16 protein-coding genes and 4 pseudogenes are annotated in these 17132 nt (G+C 68.5%); 9 read left to right on the top strand and 11 right to left on the bottom strand.

Features of this window, described 5'->3' with window-relative positions:
* Positions 1-49 precede the first annotated feature (49 nt).
* Positions 50-340, bottom strand: coding sequence for a co-chaperone GroES (gene groES, locus CA606_RS03710; protein ID WP_010918572.1), 291 nt, complete (start codon positions 338-340; stop codon positions 50-52).
* A gap of 231 nt (positions 341-571) precedes the next feature.
* Here groES and CA606_RS20525 point away from each other — a divergent pair.
* The 3 genes and pseudogenes from CA606_RS20525 to CA606_RS19865 all read left to right on the top strand — a co-directional run.
* A pseudogene (locus tag CA606_RS20525) lies at positions 572-691 on the top strand (VOC family protein); the annotation flags it as partial.
* Between the two features lie 18 nt (positions 692-709).
* Complete coding sequence (locus CA606_RS03715) at positions 710-1138, top strand: DUF4345 family protein (protein ID WP_096052336.1); 429 nt, start codon at positions 710-712, stop codon at positions 1136-1138.
* A gap of 7 nt (positions 1139-1145) precedes the next feature.
* Positions 1146-1256 (top strand): annotated as a pseudogene (locus CA606_RS19865) (hypothetical protein); the annotation flags it as partial.
* 82 nt (positions 1257-1338) lie between these two features.
* On the opposite strand, the gene CA606_RS03720 reads toward CA606_RS19865, so the two are convergent.
* Positions 1339-1851, bottom strand: coding sequence for a methylated-DNA--[protein]-cysteine S-methyltransferase (locus CA606_RS03720; RefSeq protein ID WP_096052335.1), 513 nt, complete (start codon positions 1849-1851; stop codon positions 1339-1341).
* A 64-nt stretch (positions 1852-1915) separates the two neighbouring features.
* On the opposite strand from CA606_RS03720, the pseudogene CA606_RS03725 reads away from it, so the two are divergent.
* Positions 1916-2024: pseudogene (locus CA606_RS03725) on the top strand (hypothetical protein); the annotation flags it as partial.
* Between the two features lie 10 nt (positions 2025-2034).
* Here the strand turns inward: CA606_RS03725 and CA606_RS03730 are convergent.
* Positions 2035-3342: an acyl-CoA dehydrogenase family protein gene (locus CA606_RS03730; RefSeq protein WP_096052334.1), complete on the bottom strand. Its 1308-nt coding sequence runs from the start codon at positions 3340-3342 to the stop codon at positions 2035-2037.
* A 156-nt stretch (positions 3343-3498) separates the two neighbouring features.
* On the opposite strand from CA606_RS03730, the gene CA606_RS03735 reads away from it, so the two are divergent.
* The 3 genes from CA606_RS03735 to CA606_RS03745 all read left to right on the top strand — a co-directional run bounded on the left by CA606_RS03735 (position 3499) and on the right by CA606_RS03745 (position 6689).
* On the top strand, positions 3499-4095 hold the full coding sequence (locus CA606_RS03735; protein WP_096053884.1) for a GNAT family N-acetyltransferase: 597 nt from the start codon (positions 3499-3501) through the stop codon (positions 4093-4095).
* A gap of 74 nt (positions 4096-4169) precedes the next feature.
* Entirely contained in the window at positions 4170-5336 is a 1167-nt protein-coding gene (locus tag CA606_RS03740; RefSeq protein WP_096052333.1) for a hypothetical protein, read from the top strand.
* Positions 5337-5429: 93 nt separating this feature from the next.
* On the top strand, positions 5430-6689 hold the full coding sequence (locus CA606_RS03745) for a hypothetical protein (RefSeq protein WP_096053883.1): 1260 nt from the start codon (positions 5430-5432) through the stop codon (positions 6687-6689).
* A 66-nt stretch (positions 6690-6755) separates the two neighbouring features.
* On the opposite strand, the pseudogene CA606_RS19870 reads toward CA606_RS03745, so the two are convergent.
* Both CA606_RS19870 and mutL read right to left on the bottom strand, forming a co-directional pair.
* Positions 6756-6881: pseudogene (locus tag CA606_RS19870) on the bottom strand (hypothetical protein); the annotation flags it as partial.
* A gap of 2 nt (positions 6882-6883) precedes the next feature.
* On the bottom strand, positions 6884-8785 hold the full coding sequence (gene mutL / locus CA606_RS03750) for a DNA mismatch repair endonuclease MutL (protein ID WP_096052332.1): 1902 nt from the start codon (positions 8783-8785) through the stop codon (positions 6884-6886).
* A gap of 156 nt (positions 8786-8941) precedes the next feature.
* On the opposite strand from mutL, the gene CA606_RS03755 reads away from it, so the two are divergent.
* Together CA606_RS03755 and CA606_RS03760 are read left to right on the top strand one after the other, a co-directional pair.
* Positions 8942-9949 (top strand): TraB/GumN family protein, encoded by a 1008-nt coding sequence (locus CA606_RS03755; protein WP_096052331.1) that lies wholly within the window; start codon positions 8942-8944, stop codon positions 9947-9949.
* 58 nt (positions 9950-10007) lie between these two features.
* The gene (locus tag CA606_RS03760) at positions 10008-10949 is read left to right on the top strand and encodes a TraB/GumN family protein (RefSeq protein ID WP_096052330.1); all 942 of its coding nucleotides are present in this window, start codon (positions 10008-10010) and stop codon (positions 10947-10949) included.
* 58 nt (positions 10950-11007) lie between these two features.
* Here the strand turns inward: CA606_RS03760 and CA606_RS03765 are convergent, their stop codons facing one another.
* The 6 genes from CA606_RS03765 to CA606_RS03790 form a co-directional block, all read right to left on the bottom strand.
* Complete coding sequence (locus CA606_RS03765; RefSeq protein ID WP_096052329.1) at positions 11008-11349, bottom strand: endonuclease domain-containing protein; 342 nt, start codon at positions 11347-11349, stop codon at positions 11008-11010.
* Between the two features lie 139 nt (positions 11350-11488).
* Positions 11489-12058: a DUF3035 domain-containing protein gene (locus tag CA606_RS03770; protein ID WP_096052328.1), complete on the bottom strand. Its 570-nt coding sequence runs from the start codon at positions 12056-12058 to the stop codon at positions 11489-11491.
* Between the two features lie 112 nt (positions 12059-12170).
* On the bottom strand, positions 12171-12671 hold the full coding sequence (lspA, locus tag CA606_RS03775) for a signal peptidase II (protein WP_096052327.1): 501 nt from the start codon (positions 12669-12671) through the stop codon (positions 12171-12173).
* 146 nt (positions 12672-12817) lie between these two features.
* Positions 12818-15733 (bottom strand): isoleucine--tRNA ligase, encoded by a 2916-nt coding sequence (ileS, locus tag CA606_RS03780; RefSeq protein ID WP_096052326.1) that lies wholly within the window; start codon positions 15731-15733, stop codon positions 12818-12820.
* A gap of 77 nt (positions 15734-15810) precedes the next feature.
* On the bottom strand, positions 15811-15855 hold the full coding sequence (locus tag CA606_RS03785) for a hypothetical protein (RefSeq protein ID WP_181242883.1): 45 nt from the start codon (positions 15853-15855) through the stop codon (positions 15811-15813).
* Between the two features lie 175 nt (positions 15856-16030).
* Positions 16031-17122: a S1C family serine protease gene (locus CA606_RS03790; RefSeq protein WP_096052325.1), complete on the bottom strand. Its 1092-nt coding sequence runs from the start codon at positions 17120-17122 to the stop codon at positions 16031-16033.
* Positions 17123-17132 lie beyond the last annotated feature (10 nt).

Raw genomic sequence — 17132 nt, forward strand, 5'->3', positions numbered from 1 at the left:
TTCTGAACTAGGTGTTTGGATAAGAAAGCGTCGGGGAGACGTAGGAGGCTTAGGCCTCGACCACGCCCAGGACGTCGCTTTCCTTCATGATCAGGAGGTCCTGACCGTCGACCTTCACTTCGGTGCCCGACCACTTGCCGAACAGGATGCGGTCGCCAGCCTTGACGTCCAGAGCGACGACGTCGCCCTTGTCGTTGCGCGCGCCGGGGCCGACGGCGACGACTTCGCCTTCTTGCGGCTTTTCCTTGGCGGTGTCGGGGATGATGATCCCGCCCTTGGTCTTGGTTTCTTCTTCGACGCGCTTCACGAGGACGCGGTCGCCCAGGGGACGAAACTTCATGGTGTTCTCCGTCGGAACGGTTTGAAATAAGACTTCGTTGGCCGGGGGGAGCGGGACTGTTAGCAGTCACTCCCGCCGAGTGCTAACGACGCTCGTGAGTTAGGCGCCGGCCTCCGGGGAGTCAAGGACGGGCGCTGCGAACTTTTTTCGACGCGGTGAAGGCGGAGGGCTGCTGATGGGCGTGACGGTCCTGGATCTCGAGGCCTCAAGGGCCCCGTGCGCCGCAGCCCTGGCGGTGTCGATGGCGGCGCGCCGGAGGGGCGGCTTGACGATCACCCCCACTATTCTGGCGCCTTCGTTCTTGACCCGGACGGCCGGAACGTGGAGGCGGTCTGTCACGCGCCGGCCTGATCGTTGTTAGGAGACCCGATGTCGAGCTACGTCCTGTCGCTGCTTCTGGCCGTGATCGCCTGCGTCATCGGCGGCACGCTGGGCGGCATGATCCTGGCGCGACCGGCCACGCTGCTGGAGGCGGCGGGTCTGTCCAACGACGACACCCCCAAGCCGTCGCTGCTGGCCGAGGGGCGCGCTCTGGGCGGGGTGCTGATCGCCGCGCACGGCGTTGCGGCGCTCTATCTTGGCTATCAGCCCCGGATCGGCGCGGCCATGGCGCTGGCGCTGGCGCTCGCCTGGCTGGGCGCGGCGGTCGGGCGCGCGGTGTCGGCGGTGCTGGACGGCGAGGCTGGGCGCTATAATCGCGGGGCGATGCTGTTCAACGCCCTGATCGGCGTGACCCTGACGCTGCCCTGGTTCCAGATCGGCAAGGTCGTGCTGCGCGGGCCGCTGGGCCTGGCCTAGGCTCCGTATTCAATCAGCAGGCGTCATTTTCTCGTGTCATCCCGGCCGGAAGCCCGCTTGCGGGCTGGAGCGCCGGGACCCAGGGGCGACCGCACTGCTCCGGCCCCTGGGTCCCGGATAGCCTCTGCGAGGCTTCCGGGATGACACGAGTTAGTCTTTGAAATATCGGGGAATTTTTCCTCTTCAATTGAATCCGGACTCTAAAGCGCCCCTTCGTGGGTCAACAGCCAGCGCTTGCGCTCGATGCCGCCGGCATAGCCGGTGAGGGCGCCATGGGTCCCGATCACCCGGTGGCAGGGGACGACCAGGCTCAGCGGATTGGCGCCGTTGGCCGCGCCGGCCGCGCGGATGGCGGCGGGACGGTCCGCACGGCGGGCCAACTCTGAATAGGTGATGGTCTGGCCGGTTGGGATGGCGCCCAGCGCGCGCCACACCGCCTGCTGGAACGGCGTGCCGTTGGTGGCCCAGGCCAGGGATGCGAGCGCGGCGAGATCTCCGGCGAAATAGCGGGCGAAGGCGGCTTTGATCGCCGGAGGCGCCGGGCCCGGCTCCACCGCAAGCTCACCATAGTGCCGCCGCGCCAGCCGTCGCAGGCGAGGCTCGAAGTCGTGGAAGTCGACGGCGCGCAGCAGGCCGGTCTCGTCGGTGACGATCAGCAACTCGCCGAGCGGCGAGGCGGCGCGGTCGAGAAAGAGACGGGCGGGGCGGGGCATGGGGCGATGATCGCCGAGGCGCGCGCGGCTGTCCGCCCGGATTTTGCGGCGAAGTAAATCCTCCCCCCAGCGGGGGAGGCGGCCGAAGGCCGGAGGGGGAAGTGTTGGCTAACCGGCCTCTTCCCCCTCCGTCGTCCCTTCGGGCCGACACCTCCCCCGCGAGGGGGAGGATTTAGGAAGCTCCTACCGGATCCCCGGCACGTGCAGGGCGGCTTCTTTCTCGGCCTTCTGCTTGTACATCAGGTCGCCGTACTTGCTGTATTCCATGCGGGCGATCGTGCGCTGGTGCACCTCGTCCGGGCCGTCGGCCAGGCGCAGGGTGCGGATGCCGGCATAGGCCTTGGCCAGGCCAAAGTCGGTGGTCACGCCGCCGCCGCCGTGGGCCTGGATGGCGTCGTCGATGATCTTGAGGGCCAAGCGCGGGGCCGCGACCTTGATCATGGCGATCTCCAGACGGGCCGACTTGTTGCCGGCCTTGTCCATCATGTCGGCAGCCTTCAGGCACAGCAGGCGGCACATCTCGATGTCGATGCGGGCGTCGGCGACGCGCTCTTCCCACACCGAGTGGTCCGAGACGTACTTGCCGAAGGCCTTCCGGCTCATCAGGCGCTGGCACATCTTTTCCAGCGCGACTTCCGCCGTGCCGATGGTGCGCATGCAGTGGTGGATACGGCCAGGGCCGAGGCGACCCTGGGCGATCTCGAAGCCGCGGCCTTCGCCCAGCAGCAAGGCGTCCTCGATCGGCACGCGCACGTCCTTGAGGATGACCTCGGCGTGGCCGTGCGGGGCGTCGTCATAGCCGAACACCGGCAGCATGCGGACGATCTCGATGCCCGGCGCGTCCAGCGGCACCAGCACCTGGCTCTGCTGGGCGTGGCGGCTGGCGTTGTCGGGATCGGTCTTGCCCATGACGATGGCGACCTTGCAGCGCGGATCGCCCACGCCCGAGGACCACCACTTGCGGCCGTTGATCACATAGTGGTCGCCGTCACGCTCGATGCGGGTCTCGATATTGGTGGCGTCCGAGGAGGCCACCGCCGGCTCGGTCATCAGGAAGGCCGAACGGATCTCGCCGTTCATCAGCGGGCGCAGCCACTTTTCCTTCTGCGCCAGCGTGCCGTAGCGCATCAGCACTTCCATGTTGCCGGTGTCGGGCGCCGAGCAGTTGAACACTTCCGAGGCGAAGCCGACCTTGCCCAGCTGTTCGGCGATCAGGCTGTATTCCAGGTTGGTCAGCTGCACGCCTTCGAACTGGAAGGTGTCGTCCACATGGGTCTGGCCGCTGTGCGGCGGCATGAAGAAGTTCCAAAGGCCGGCGGCCTTGGCCTTCTTCTTCAGGTCCTCGACGACCTGAACGACCTTCCAGCGCTCGGCGCCCAGGACGTTCATCTCGGCCTCATAGGCCGGGATCGCCGGATAGACGTGCTCGTCCATGAACGCCGTGACGCGATCCAGGAACGCGCGTTGCTTGGGGGAAATGTCGAAGTCCATGGCCGTTCCCTCTACCCGCTCTTTCGGTGTCAAACGCTTGTTTGAAGCGTTTGTAGACCGGCCTGACGCGCCGGGCAAGCGGGCAGGTTTACCAAGGTGAGCGCAAGAGCGGCGCTTTGGGTTGTCTTGACGTCGATCATCGCCGACAACGTCGCCATGCTGAACCTGACCGCCGACATCCTGCAGGGCCGCTACGTGCGGCTTGAGCCCGTCACCGTCGATCATCGCGACGAACTGAAGGCCGCCATCGACTGCGATCCCGATAGCTGGGAGATCATGTCGGTCAACGGCTGCGGCGAAGGGTTCGAAGACTTCTGGGGCGCGCTGCAAGGCGAGACCGACCGGGGCGAGCGCATCGGCTATGCGATCCGCCGGCTGTCTGACGGCAAGGTCGTGGGGACCTCCAGCTATTTGAACATCCGTCGCCTGCATGGCGGACTGGAGATCGGCGCCACCTTCCTCAATCCCGACGCGCGTTCGGGTCCGGTCAATCCGGAGAGCAAGCGCTTGATGCTGGGCCACGCCTTCGACAAGGCCGGCGCCATCCGGGTGGAGCTGGTCACCGACGTGCGCAACGCGCGCAGCCAGGCGGCGATCCAGAAGCTGGGCGCCACCAAGGAAGGCGTGCTGCGCAACCACAAGATCACCTGGACGGGTCATGTCCGCGACACCGCCGTGTTCTCGATCACCGACTATGACTGGCCGGCGATCCGCGAGCGGCTGGAGTTCCGGCTCAGCGAGACCTTCGCCTGAGGCGCCGCGTCAATCCGACGCAGCCGCTGGAATAACAACACTTTCTCAACAAGCGCCGCCATGAATGCCGCCCCATGGCTGGGATGGCGTGTCTACGCATTTGCATCGAACACGGCGCGCGCAGCGTCACGGTTGGCGGCGTGACGCCGGCCAAGATCGACAAGGTCGCCTCCGGCTATATCGATGTGAACTGGCGCGCGCCGCGTCGGCACGGGCGCGTGGGTCCGGGCGCCTATGTGCTGATCGATCCCGGCGCGGACACGCTTAACGGCGACGAACTGCGCCAGATGGCGGCGGAGCTGCAGGTCCACCTGTTCGGCACACAGGGCCAGCAGGACCTCTGCATGCTGACCTTCGAGGGCGACGAGGAACAGGTCCTCAAGTTCACCACGGTTCCGGAAGAGGAACTTCTGGGCATGCGCAGCGGCGCCGAGCCGCCGCCGCCGGAGGGCCGCACGCGTCTGGTCAGCCAGGACGGCGTGCGCGAGCTCGCGCCCTGGGGTTCGACGCCGCGGGTGGTGGCCGAGCAGGCCAAGACCGAAGACGCAGCGCCGGCGCGCTTTGGCTGGCGCGGCGTCTACAGCCTGCCCACCCAGCGGTTCGAGGCCTGCCAGATCCAGCCCTATGTGAAGCCGGGCGAGGCCGAGCCCCAAGCCGACGGCGAGTTCATGGACCGGGACCTGCGGGCGCTGGACCGCGCCGTGGCCGCCCTGGAGGGTGACCCCAGGCTCAAGGCCTGGGTCGGCGTGCGGCTTTGGAGCGTGGCGCGGGGCGGGCTGCGCGAAACCTGCGCCGAGCGCTTCGCCGCCATCCCCCAAGGGGTGCGGGAGCGACTGGGGGCGATGGTCTATGACGCGCCGCGCGATCTGCCGTTCTCGACCATCGGACCGCTGCGGGATCTGGTGCAGCCCCATTTCGCGCGGCTGGGACTGTGCGTGAACGACCCGGGCTTTTACGTTCAGGCCCTGCCCGACGCCTTGGCGCACTGCGTGATGTTCCAGTTGCCGGAAGAGGATGAGAAAGCGCGCCTGCTCAAGGCCCACCGCTTCCTGTCGGCGCGCAGCCAATATGTCGGTCGCAAGATCCGGATGGGCCTTGCGGGGGTGAAGGCGCCTCGCGAACTGGAGCTGGCCAGCAAGATGGGCGCCCACATCGTCAAGGGGCCCATGATCAGCGCGCTCTTCGCCACGCCGGTCGTCGACCAGGCTGTGCCGCCTAACGAGTTGCCGCTGCGCACCTGATGCGCCCGCCTCGCCAGAGGCGTTTCGCCGCAAGCGCTGAAATTCACCTCCGCCCTAACGATTTGTCGAGGAATGGCGGCGCATGCTCTGCGCATGACGGCCATCGCCTGCCTTCGCATCCTGTTCACCGCCGACGGCGACATGCGCCCCGGTGATATGCCCAAGCACAAGGCGCAGGGCGTGGCGGACGCGTTTCTCAAGGCCAAGTGGCGCAAACCCCGCAAGTGCGGCGCCGTCGCCCCGCTGGCCTTCGTCCTGGCCGATCACCGCGCAACGGAACTGGACCCCACCGAGGTTCAAGGTCTGGCGATCGAGCTGGAAAAGGTGCTGTTCCCCAACCGCCCGATCGGCCAGATCGCCTTGATGACCTTCGAAGGCGACGAGACGGCGGTGCTGCATTTCTCGGCGCTCTCCCAGAAGGAACTGGCCAGCCTGATGGCCGGCGAGGGCTATGGCGGCGAGCCTGGGCGGGTCCACGTGGTCACCGCCGACGCGGTCAAGCCGATGCCGGTCACCCGCGAGGAAGCCAAGGTCTACGCGGCCGAGAAGGCCAAGGCCGCCGAGGCGGAAGGCCCGCCCGTCGTGGTCAAGCCTACGGCCAAGCCAGCGCCCGCGCCCGTCGCCGTCCCCACCGCCGCCAAGGTCGTCGCGCCAGAGAAGCCGGCCGATACGGGCTGGTGGGGCGTCTATGACCTGTCGCAAGGGGTCTTTATCGGCTCGGCCGTCGGCATGCGCGCCGATCTGGTCGCCGCCCCGCCCGAGGACGACACCAAGCTGCTCAAGCGCGACCTCGTGGCCCTGACCGACGTCCAGGCGGCGCTGAAGACCGCGTCGTTCGGCGAAATCCAGGCCTCGTTCGGCTTCTGGAACCTGATCACGCCCGCCTCGCAGGAGTCCTACAAGGCCCGCCTGTCGCGCTACCCGCTGGACGCTCGACCCCGGCTGACCGCCTCGATCTACGGCGCGCCGCGCGAGGCCTCGATCGGCATGCTGCAACAGATGCGCGCGTCGCTGTCCGGCGCCTTCGCGGCCATGGATCTGCGGATCACCGACCCGACCTTCCCGGTCCAGGGCCTGCCGCCCGAACTGCTGGAAAGCGTCACCCTGGTCCTGTCGGGCGAGACCGAGCACGATCGCCTCAAGCAGATCCTCAAGTTCGTCGAGCGCAAGTCGGCCTATGCCGCCAAGGGCGTGATGCAGTGCGTGGCCAACGTCGCCTCGGCCGTGGAGCTGGAGGCTTGCAAGGTCGCCGGCGTCGTCCGTGTCCAGGGCCCGGCCGTCACCGACTTCATGGACACCCCCGTCGCAGCGGCCGACGGCGCGCCGCTGGCCCTGGCCAAGAGCGCCGCCTGATCGCGTACGCCACCGAGGCGATGCGGGCGTTTGCGTGGGGGCGATGAATCTCTAGCGCCCCCTCCGTCACGCGGCTGCGCCGCGCGCCACCTCCCCCGTTTCACGGGTGAGGAGGAAACCACCACCCTCTTGCCCCGCTTGCGGGGGAGGTGGATCGGCGCGAAGCGGCGAGACGGAGGGGGCGCTTAAGCGCTTCACCGCCGCCCGAACAGCTTCTCGATATCGGCCAGTTTCAGTTCCACATAGGTCGGCCGGCCGTGGTTGCACTGGCCTGAGTGGGGCGTGGCCTCCATCTCGCGCAGCAGGGCGTTCATCTCGGCGCCGTTCAGGCGGCGGCCGGCGCGGACGCTGCCGTGGCAGGCCATGGTCGAGCAGACTTCTTCGAGCCGCTCCTTCAAGGCCAGGGCCTGGCCGTTCTCGGCCAGATCATCGGCGATGTCGCGCACCAGGGCCGCCGCGTCGGTCTTGCCCAGGAGGGCGGGGGTCTCGCGCACCAGCACCGCGCCGGGGCCGAAGCTTTCGATGACGAGGCCAAGGCCGGCCAGCTCCTCGGCGCGGGCGACGACGCGCTCGGCCTCGGCGGGGTCGAGGTCCACCACCTCGGGCAGCAGCAGGGTCTGGCGGGTCACGCCGCCGGACGCCATCTCGCCCTTCATCCGCTCATAGACGAGGCGTTCGTGGGCGGCGTGCTGGTCGACAATGACCATGCCGTCGCGGGTCTGGGCGACGATATAGGTCTCGTGGACCTGGGCCCGCGCCGCCCCCAGCGGGTAGTCGACGGGATCAAACGGCGCGCCGCCGGCTCGATAATCCGCATACGGAGAATGACTTGCGGCAGCGTCGGCATAGACCTCGCGCACCGCCTCCGCCAGCCCGCCGCCCAGGCCCGGCTCGACCCGCGCCGAGACCTCAGAGAGCCCCGGCAGGTCCATCGGTCTTTGCGTCGGCGGCGTCCAGCCGCCCTCGCGCCAGGCCGAGAAGCCGGCGGGGGAGGGGGCCGGCTGATAGCCGGGGAACGGGCTCTGCTGGGCGCGGATGCTGTCCAGCGCCTGGGCCGCCACGGTGGTCGAGGCGCGGTGCCCGGCGCCGGCGAGCGCGTGGCGCAGGGCCCCGACGATGAGACCACGCACCAGGGCCGGATCACGGAACCGCACCTCGGCCTTGGCCGGGTGGACGTTGACGTCGACCTCGGTGGGCTCGAGCGTCACATAGAGCGCCGCCGTCGGATGGCGGTCCCGCGCCAGAAAGTCGGCATAGGCCGCGCGCAGGGCGCCTTGCAGCAGCCGGTCGCGCACCGGCCTGCCATTGACGAACAGGTACTGGTGGGCGGCGTTGCCCCGGTTGTAGGTCGGCAGGCCCGCAAAGCCCGACAGCCGCACGCCGTCGCGGGTCTGGTCGATCTCCAGCGCGTTCTCCTGGAACTCGCGGCCTAGCACCGCGGCCAGACGCGCCAGACGCCCCTGCGGCCCCGGATGCTCGGGCGGCAGGCGCAGCACCCGGCGGCCGTCGATGTCCAGCGAGAAGCCGACGCTCTCATTGGCCATGGCCTGGCGCTTGATCTCTTCGGTGATCGCCAGCGCCTCGGCGCGCTCGGACTTCATGAACTTCAGGCGCGCAGGCGTGGCGTAGAACAGATCCCGCACCTCGATCCGCGCCCCGTGCGGTCCCGGGAAGGCGGCGGGCGCCACCTCGCCGACCTGGCCGCCCTCGACCAGGATCGAGAAGGCGTCCTTGGCCCCCTTGGCGCGCGAGGAAATCTGCAGCCGCGCCACCGAGCCGATCGACGGCAGGGCCTCGCCCCGAAAGCCCATGGTGTGGATGCGCAGCAAGTCCCACAGGCCGTCGGCGTCGGGGGCGAGTTTGGAGGTGGCGTGGCGCTCGATCGCCACCGGCAGCTCCTCGGCCGAGAGGCCGCAGCCGTCGTCGGCCACCAGAATCCGCGTCAGGCCGCCGCCGTGGGCCTCGACCTCGATCCGCGTGGCGCCGGCGTCGATGGCGTTGTCCACGAGTTCCTTGATGGCGCTGGCCGGCCGCTCGACCACCTCGCCGGCGGCGATGCGGTTGACGGTCTCGGGCGGCAGGCGGCGGATAGGCATCAAGCGGACTTTCACGGGCGCGCCGGCGCCCGGAGGTGGGGCGGGGCCGCCGACATTGCAACTCCTTAAGTTGACCAGACGAACGGCGATCAGCCAACCAAGCGGAGAGGGATGACTTTAGTGCGATTCCGCGCGCCTTCGAGGACCTGAAAGATCATGACCCTGACCCGTTTCGCCGCCGCCGGCCTGGCGCTTTCGTTGCTGTGCGGCGGCTCCGCCCTGGCGCAGGTTCAGGGCAAGAACGAGGTGTCGATCCATCAGACGAGGCCCGTGGACCTCACCCCCGTCGACAGCCAGGCCAACCTCGTCGAGGAGCTGATCGTCAACGCCCGCCTGCCGGGTCCGGCCTGGTGGAAGGTCAGCGACGGCGACACCAACGTCTATGTGATGGGCGTGCCGGCCTTTGCGCCGCAGAAGCTGGACTTCGACGACTCGGTGCTGCGTCGGCGCCTGGATGGGGCCAATGTGCTGATCATCGGCCAGGAGCCCGAGGTGCGGCTGCTGAGCCTGCTGGCCCTGATCCCCGGGCGCGGCAAGCAGTTCATCATGGACAAGCCGATGCGCGACACCCTGCCGCCCGAGCTGCGGGCGAGGCTGGAAAAGCAGCTGACCGCGCGCGGCAAGCCGGTCAGCGAGCACGACGAGCTCAAGCCGGCCCTGGCGGGCTTCATCATCGCCAACGACAAGGGCGGCGGCGTCTCGATCACCATCGGCGATCTGACCGACCGCATCCAGAAACTGGCCAAGAGCAAGGACATCGCGGTTCAACCGCGCGTCAAGAAGCTGGACGACTACGATCTGATCGGCATGGTCAAGTCGCTGGGCGAAGCGCCCCAGCCGCTGCAGGAGCTGTGCCTGGACGCCGGCCTGAAGGAGGTCGAGAACGGCCTGGCGGGCGTGCGCGAAACCGCCGAGCAATGGGCCGAGGGCCAGGTGCGCGCGGTGGTCGCCGCCGAGCGCGGCTATCAGCGGTGCCTGGCCTCGACGCCCTGGGTCGCCCGCCAGTTCAAGGACGGCCAGGACGAGGCGGTCGGCGCGATCAGCTCGGCGCTGAAGAAGCCTGGCAAGGCCGTGGCGGTGATCGAGCTGCGGTCGCTGCTGACCGAGGGCGGGGTGCTGGATCGCCTGCGGGCCAAGGGTTTCACCGTGACCGCGCCTGAATAAGGCCAAGCTTCCGCCACACGGCGTCGCCAAGCTTGGTCGTCATTTGAGGGGGATCGAGATGCGCGTGCTTTCAGCCGCCTTGGCCATGGGCCTTGCCGTCGCCGGCGGCGCGGCCGCTCAGGTGATCGACGACCCCGAGGCCACGGTCGTCGAGGCCCTGGTGGTCAGCGCCAAGCTGCCGGGTCCGGCCTGGTGGCGGATCACCGACGCCGACACCACAGTCTATATCCTGGGCGCGCCCGGCGCGACGCCCAAGGGCCTGGTCTGGGACAGCTCGGTCGCCGATCGCCGCCTGAACGGGGCCTTCGCCTTGCTGACCCCGGCGTCTCTGCGCGCGGGGCTCACCGACATCCCCGCGCTGCTGGCCCTGCGTGGCAAGCTTAGGGACGACGGTGACTGGGCGGCGAGCGATCCGGCCCTGGCCGCCCGCGTCCAGCGCGCCTGGTCGGCGGTGGAGCCCAAGGATCCTGACGGCTGGCGCGACTGGAAGCCCTTGTTCCTGGGCGGCATGATCGCCGGCAAAACCAACCGCAAGGCGGGGTTGGAATATGGCCAGGTCCCCCGCCGCATCGAGACGCTGGCGCGTAAGCACCGCGTGAAGTCACGGGCCGCCGAGCGCTACAAGGCCATGCCGCTGATCAAGACCGTGGCGCGCCAGACCGAGGACGCCGCCGGGCTGGCCTGCCTGACCGAGACGCTGGACACCATCGAACAGGGCCAGGACCGCTATCGCACGGCCGCCCAGGCCTGGGCCGAGGGCCGGGTCCGCGCGGCCCTGGCTGCGCCGCGCAGCGTCGAGCGGTGCCAACTGCTGCTGCCGGGCGTCGCTGAGATGAGCCAGCGCCTGAGGACCGCCGACGTCGAGGCTCTCGCGGACCTCCTGAAGACCCCCGGCCACGCGGTGGCCGTCTACCCGATCCGCAGTCTCGTCGCCGAGGGCGGCGTGCTGGACCAACTGCGGGCCAAGGGGATCACGGTGCGGACGCCGGGGGAGGGGTAGGAGTCCCTCTCTCTTTGAGAGAGGGAGGGGCCCAAGCGAAGCTTGGGAGGGTGAGTGGTTACGCCGTCGCCGATCGAAGCGCGGCGAGAATGTCGTCCGCCGTTCCACCGGGATCGGCCAGGACCTTTTCATTACGAAACCGCAGAACGTGATAGCCAAAGCGTTCGAGGTCTTCGGTTCGTTTCGCGTCGTAGGCCTCGCGGCCGTCGTGAGCGGGGCCGTCCAGCTCTACGATCAGCTTGCCCGCTTCGCAGACGAAGTCGGCGAAGTATCGGTCGATAGGCAATTGGCGCACAAACTTGAAGCCGCCAAGCCGTCGATTTCGGACGAGGGCCCAGAGGGTCTTTTCCGCCAGGGTCGAGCTCTGGCGCAGTCGTCGCGCGGTTGCGGTACTATCCATGGTGAGAGACTGCCTCTTCAGAGGCTGGCGTCTCAACCGAAGGAATCGGGATTTTCCGGCGAGGTCGTAACCACTCACCCTCCCACCGCTGCGCGGTGGGCCCCTCCCTCTCTCTAAGAGAGAGGGAGTCTCAAGCCCCTTACAGGCCCGGCAGCTTGATGCCGGTCTTCTTTTCGCGGCTGATCACCACGCCGCCCGAGCCGACCAGCTTCTTCAGCCGGGCTTCCTCGGCGGCGGCGTCGATTTCCAGCGGGGCGTTGGCGCCGGTCTCCGCGGCCGTGGCGACGTTGGTCTTGGCCTCGCCCTTCTTCCAGAACATCACCTTGCTGGCGAAGCTCTCGTCCTTGTGGGCCAGGTCGCCGTTCTCGTCGTCGACGACGAAGCGGATCAGCGGGTCAGCCTTGTCGGTGCCGGCGCGGGCGACCAGCAGGCGCTCGCCTTCCGAGCGGCCGGACGCTGCGTTCTGGCCCAGCAGGGCGGCGCGGGCGGCGCTTTCCGGCTGCAGTTCCTGCGGGCGCGGCTCGCCGGGCGCCGGCGGGCGCAGGGCGTAGTCCGGCGGCACGGCCAGCGGGGCCTTGCTCACAACGCGGAATTCGTCAGGGACCACCTTGCTCATGCCCAGAGCCTTCTGGGTCGATTGGCAGCCCGCCAGGCCGATGGCGGCCACGGCGGTCAGGGCGCTCACGGACGCGACCCGATTGAAATTCATCTAACCACGCTCCAGCAGGCCGACCCCCGGCCCAAAAATTCGGACGCTCTCGATACGACATCATCGCGCGGGCGCCAATGTCCCACGCGATTGCGGCGTCATTCGGCCCAACTCATTCTGTTTGATGCGACAGCTTGTTCTCTTCGGACAGGAAGCTGTCGAGCAGCAGCAGGGCCACCCCCGCCGAGATGCCCGAGTCGGCGACGTTGAACACCCAGGGGAAGTACAGCCGCGAGACGTCGATGAAGTCGACGACATAGCCGTACAGCACACGGTCGATCAGGTTGTTGCCGATGGCTCCGCCGATGATCAGGCCGACGCCCAGCGCCGGCAGCGGCCTGATGGCCTTGCGGACCCAGACGGCCAGGCCGATCACCACCAGGATCGAAAAGCCGATCAGCAGCCAGCGGCCCCAGTCGCTGTTGCGCAGCAGACCAAAGCTCATGCCGTAGTTATGGACCATGGTCAGGTGGATCGGCCCAAGGAACGGCAGGCTCGCGCCTTGTTCGCGGCCCAGCAGGGAGAGGATCCACAGCTTAGAGATCTGGTCCAGCACCACCGTGGCGGCGGCGACGGCGTAGGCGATCCAGCCTTGGCGGGTGATGGAGATCATTCAGCTACCTAAGCCGTATTCCAAACGTGTGTCATCCCGGCCGAAGCGCAGCGTAGAGCCGGGACCCAGGGGGCGACGAAGCGCGGTGCGCGCCGCCCCTGGGTCCCGGATAGCCTCTGCGAGGCTTCCGGGATGACACGCGAACTTTAGGCGACCCCGCGCCCCGCGTCCCAATAGGCCACGGCGTCGGCGTCGCGAAGGCTAAGCTCCGGATAGCGCGGATCGGTTCCGACCTCCGGCAGGATGCGCCACGAGCGGGCGCACTTGGCGCCTTCGGCCTTGTTGGGATCGACCGATACGCCCTTGACGTCGTCCGTGCGGAAGGCGCCGGCGTCGCCCGCGACCAGGGTCGCGGCGCTGGTGCGGAACACCTCGGCCGGGTCCAGGCCCTCGAAGGCGGCCAGTAGGTCCTCGTCGGCGACATGCACCACCGGCGCGGCCTCCAGGGCTGAACCAATCCGCTTTTCGCGGCGCTCGACTTCCAGGGCGCCGGTGACCACCGAGGTCACGGTCTCGACCTTGGCCCAGCGCTGGGCCTCGGCGTCGTTGCGCCACTCAGCCGGCGTCTCCGGGATCACGCGATAGGCCACCGGGCCCGCCTCGGGGAAGCGGGTGGTCCAGGCCTCTTCCATCGTGAAGCTGGCCAGCGGGGCCAGCCAGATGGTCAGGCGATCGAAGACATAGTCCAGCACCGTGCGATAGGCCCGGCGCTTGAGGGCGTCGGGGCGGTCGCAATAGAGGCTGTCGCGGCGGACGTCGAAATACAGCGCCGACAGGTCGCCCTGGCAGAACTCGATCAGCGGCCGGATCACGTCCGAGAAGCTGTAGCGCTCATAGGCGGCGCGCACCTGGCCATCCAGCTCCCACAGGCGGTGCAGGATGTACTTCTCCAGCGGCGGGAACTGGTCGTAGTCGGTGACCCGTTCTTCCTCATCGAAGCCGGCCAGAGCGCCCAGCAGGTAGCGCATGGTGTTGCGCAGCTTGCGATAGGCGTCGGTGGTGGTGGCCAGGATCGTCTTGCCGATCCGCTGGTCTTCCGAATAGTCGACCATCGCCGCCCACAGGCGCAGGATTTCCGCGCCGGACTCCTTGGTGATCGTCTGCGGCTCGACCGTGTTGCCCTTGGACTTGGACATCTTCTCGCCGTTCTCATCCATGGTGAAGCCATGGGTCAGGACGGCCTTGTAAGGCGCGCGGCCGCGGGTGCCGCAGCCTTCGAGCAAGCTGGACTGGAACCAGCCGCGGTGCTGATCCGAGCCTTCCAGATAAAGGTCAGCCGGCCAGGCGCTGTCGGCGCGGCCCTCGATCGTGAAGGCGTGGGTGCAGCCCGAGTCGAACCAGACATCGAGGATGTCGGTGATCTTCTCGTACTGGGCCGGGTCGTGGGCGCCCAGGAAGTCGGCGTCGGGGCGGGTGAACCAGGCGTCGGCGCCGCCCTCGCGGATGGCCGCCAGAATGCGCGCGTTGACCTCGGGATCGTTCAGCGGATGGCCGGTGTGCTTGTCGACGAACATCGCCAGCGGCGTGCCCCAGTTGCGCTGGCGGCTGATCAGCCAGTCGGGGCGCGTCTCGACCATGGCGCCGATGCGGTTGCGGCCGCCGTCCGGATAGAAGGCGGTGTCGGCGATGGCCTGCACGGCCACCTCGCGCAGGGTCTTGCCGCCCAGAGAGTCCACCGCGTGGTCCATGCGGATGAACCACTGCGGCGTGTTGCGGAAGATCACCGGGGCCTTCGAGCGCCAGCTGTGCGGATAGCTGTGCTCGATCCGGCCGCGCGCCAAGAGGTTGCCCGCCTCGATCAGCTTTTCCATGACCGCGCCGTTGGCGGGCCCGAACTTGCCGACCTTCTTGCCTTCGGTCTCCAGCACCTTGAGGCCCGCGAACAGGGCGACGTGCGGATAGTAGGCGCCGTCGGGATCGACGGTGTCGGGGATCTCGCGGTGACCGTGGGCCAGCCAGACCTGGTAGTCGTCGGCGCCGTGGCCCGGCGCAGTGTGGACAAAGCCCGTGCCGGCGTCGTCGGTCACGTGGTCGCCGGCCAGCATCGGCACAGCGTAGCCATAGTGGCTGTCGAGGTCGGCCAGCGGGTGGGCCAGCACCATGCCTTCGCAGTCGACGGCTTCAACCGTCTTCCACGAGGCGACCTTGGCCGCCTTGAACACGTCGGCGACCAGCTTGTCGGCGATGATCAGGCGATCGCCCGGCTTGGCCCAGGGCTCGAACTCCAGACCCTCTTCCAGCGCGGTGACTTCAAACACCGAGTAGGGGATGTCGGGATTGTACGAGACCGCGCGGTTGGCCGGGATCGTCCACGGGGTGGTGGTCCAGATCACCAGCTTGGCGCCGACAGCCGCGTCCGAGCCCTGGACGACCGGGAACTTCACCCAGATCGTCGGCGAGACGTGGTCGTGGTACTCGATCTCGGCGTCGGCCAGGGCCGTGCGCTCGACGGGGCTCCACATCACCGGCTTGGAGCCGCGATAGAGCTGGCCGGTCTCCAGGAACTTGTGGAACTCGGCCACGATCGTGGCTTCCGAGGTAAAGTCCATGGTGGCGTAGCGGTTCCACCAGTCGCCCAGCACGCCCAGGCGCTGGAACTCGGTCTTCTGGGCCTCGATCCAGCCGCCAGCATAGGCGCGGCATTCGCGGCGGAACTCCTCGGCCGGGACCTCGTCCTTGCGGCGGCCCTTGGCGCGGAACTGCTCCTCGATCTTCCACTCGATCGGCAGGCCGTGGCAGTCCCAGCCGGGCACGTAGTCGACGTCATAGCCCAGCGCAAAGCGGCTGCGGACCACGAAGTCCTTGAGGATCTTGTTCAGCGCGTGACCGATGTGGATCGCGCCGTTGGCGTAGGGCGGGCCGTCGTGGAACACGAACAGCGGCGCGCCGGCGGCCTGACGCTTGGCGCGCACCGCGCCGTACAGGCCCTTGTCGGAGAGGGCCGCCCAGCCCTCGAGGATTTCCGGCTCCTTCTTGGGCAGGCCCGCGCGCATCGGGAACGGGGTGTCGGGAAGGAAGACGGTTTCGCGATAGTCGCGGGCGGTCGTGGCGTCGTCGGCCATGGGATGGAATCCGGCTCTGGAAATTTCGGAAGAAGGCGGGAGGAACCCGGCGCGCGCTGGAGGATCGTCCGGCGGCGTCACGCCGGGCGGATAATTCGCGAAATCTTCCGAACGGAACTCATGCGGTGGGGATAGCAGAGGCAGGACGGCAAGGCCAGTGCGTCAAAGATCCTCCCCCCAGCGGGGGAGGTGGTCGCGAAGCGACCGGAGGGGGAAGGGCTTGAGCGCCTGCCTCTTCCCCCTCCGTCGTCTCTTCGAGCCGACACCTCCCCCGTTAGGGGGAGGATTTTAAGCGCCCTAAGCCCCCGGCTTCCGCAGCTTCGGCGTCACGGTCACCTGCATCAGCCGCGCGTGGCGGATCAGGGTGAACACCGTCGACTTGCCGATGCTGTGGTTGTCCAGCGCGCGCAAGAGGTCGTCGAGGCCCGTGAGCAGCATCTCACCGGCGGCGATCAGGAGGTCGCCCTCCTTGATGCCCGCCTTGGCCGCCGGGCCGCCGGCGTCGACATGGGCCACATAGACCGCATAGGGCTGGTTCACGCCCGTGGCCCGGGCGAGCGCTGGCGGGATCGGGGCCTGCTGGGCGACGAGGCCGATCGAGCCGCGCCGCACATGGCCGTGGGCCAGAAGCTCGCCGATCACGAACTTGGCGGTGTTGGCCGCGACCGCAAAGCACAGGCCCTGATAGCCGGCGATGATCGCCGTGGCGATGCCGACCACCTCGCCGGTCGAGCTGACCAGCGGCCCGCCGCTGTTGCCCGGATTGAGCGCCGCGTCGGTCTGGATCAGGTCCTCGATCAGGCGGCCGCGCTCGGCGCGTAAAGACCGGCCCAAGGCCGAGACCACGCCGGTGGTCACCGTGGCCTCAAAGCCCAGCGGCGCGCCGATGGCGATGACCAGCTGGCCACGCCGCAGCTTCTTGGAGTCGCCCAGCCGCGCGATGGGGATCTCGACGGCCTGGTCGACCTTGATCAGCGCCAGGTCGGTATCGGGATCATCGCCCACGCACCGCGCGGTCAGGCTGCGGCCCTCGGCGGTGATGACGATGAAGCGGTTGGCGCCCTGGACCACGTGGCTGTTGGTCAGGATCAGCCCGCCTTCGGCAATGGCGAAGCCCGAGCCGACGCCCGACATGCGCGGGTCTTCCAGCATCGGATGGATGCGCACCACGCTGGGGCCCACATGCTCGACGGCGCGGACCACGGCGTTGGAATAGGCGTCCAGCAAGTCGCCGTCGGGCAGGGCGCAATAGCCGCCCTCGACCTCGACCGCCTTGCCCGTGTCGAACACGAACTGCGCCCCGTCCGGATAGGCCAGGATCTCGTGCCGACGCTGAGCGACCGGCCGCCTGGCGCGCGCGAAATGATGATACTTCCGGCCCTTGAGCATCCGGCCCCCA

The organism is Caulobacter vibrioides, from assembly GCF_002310375.3.
Lineage (GTDB): Bacteria > Pseudomonadota > Alphaproteobacteria > Caulobacterales > Caulobacteraceae > Caulobacter > Caulobacter vibrioides_D.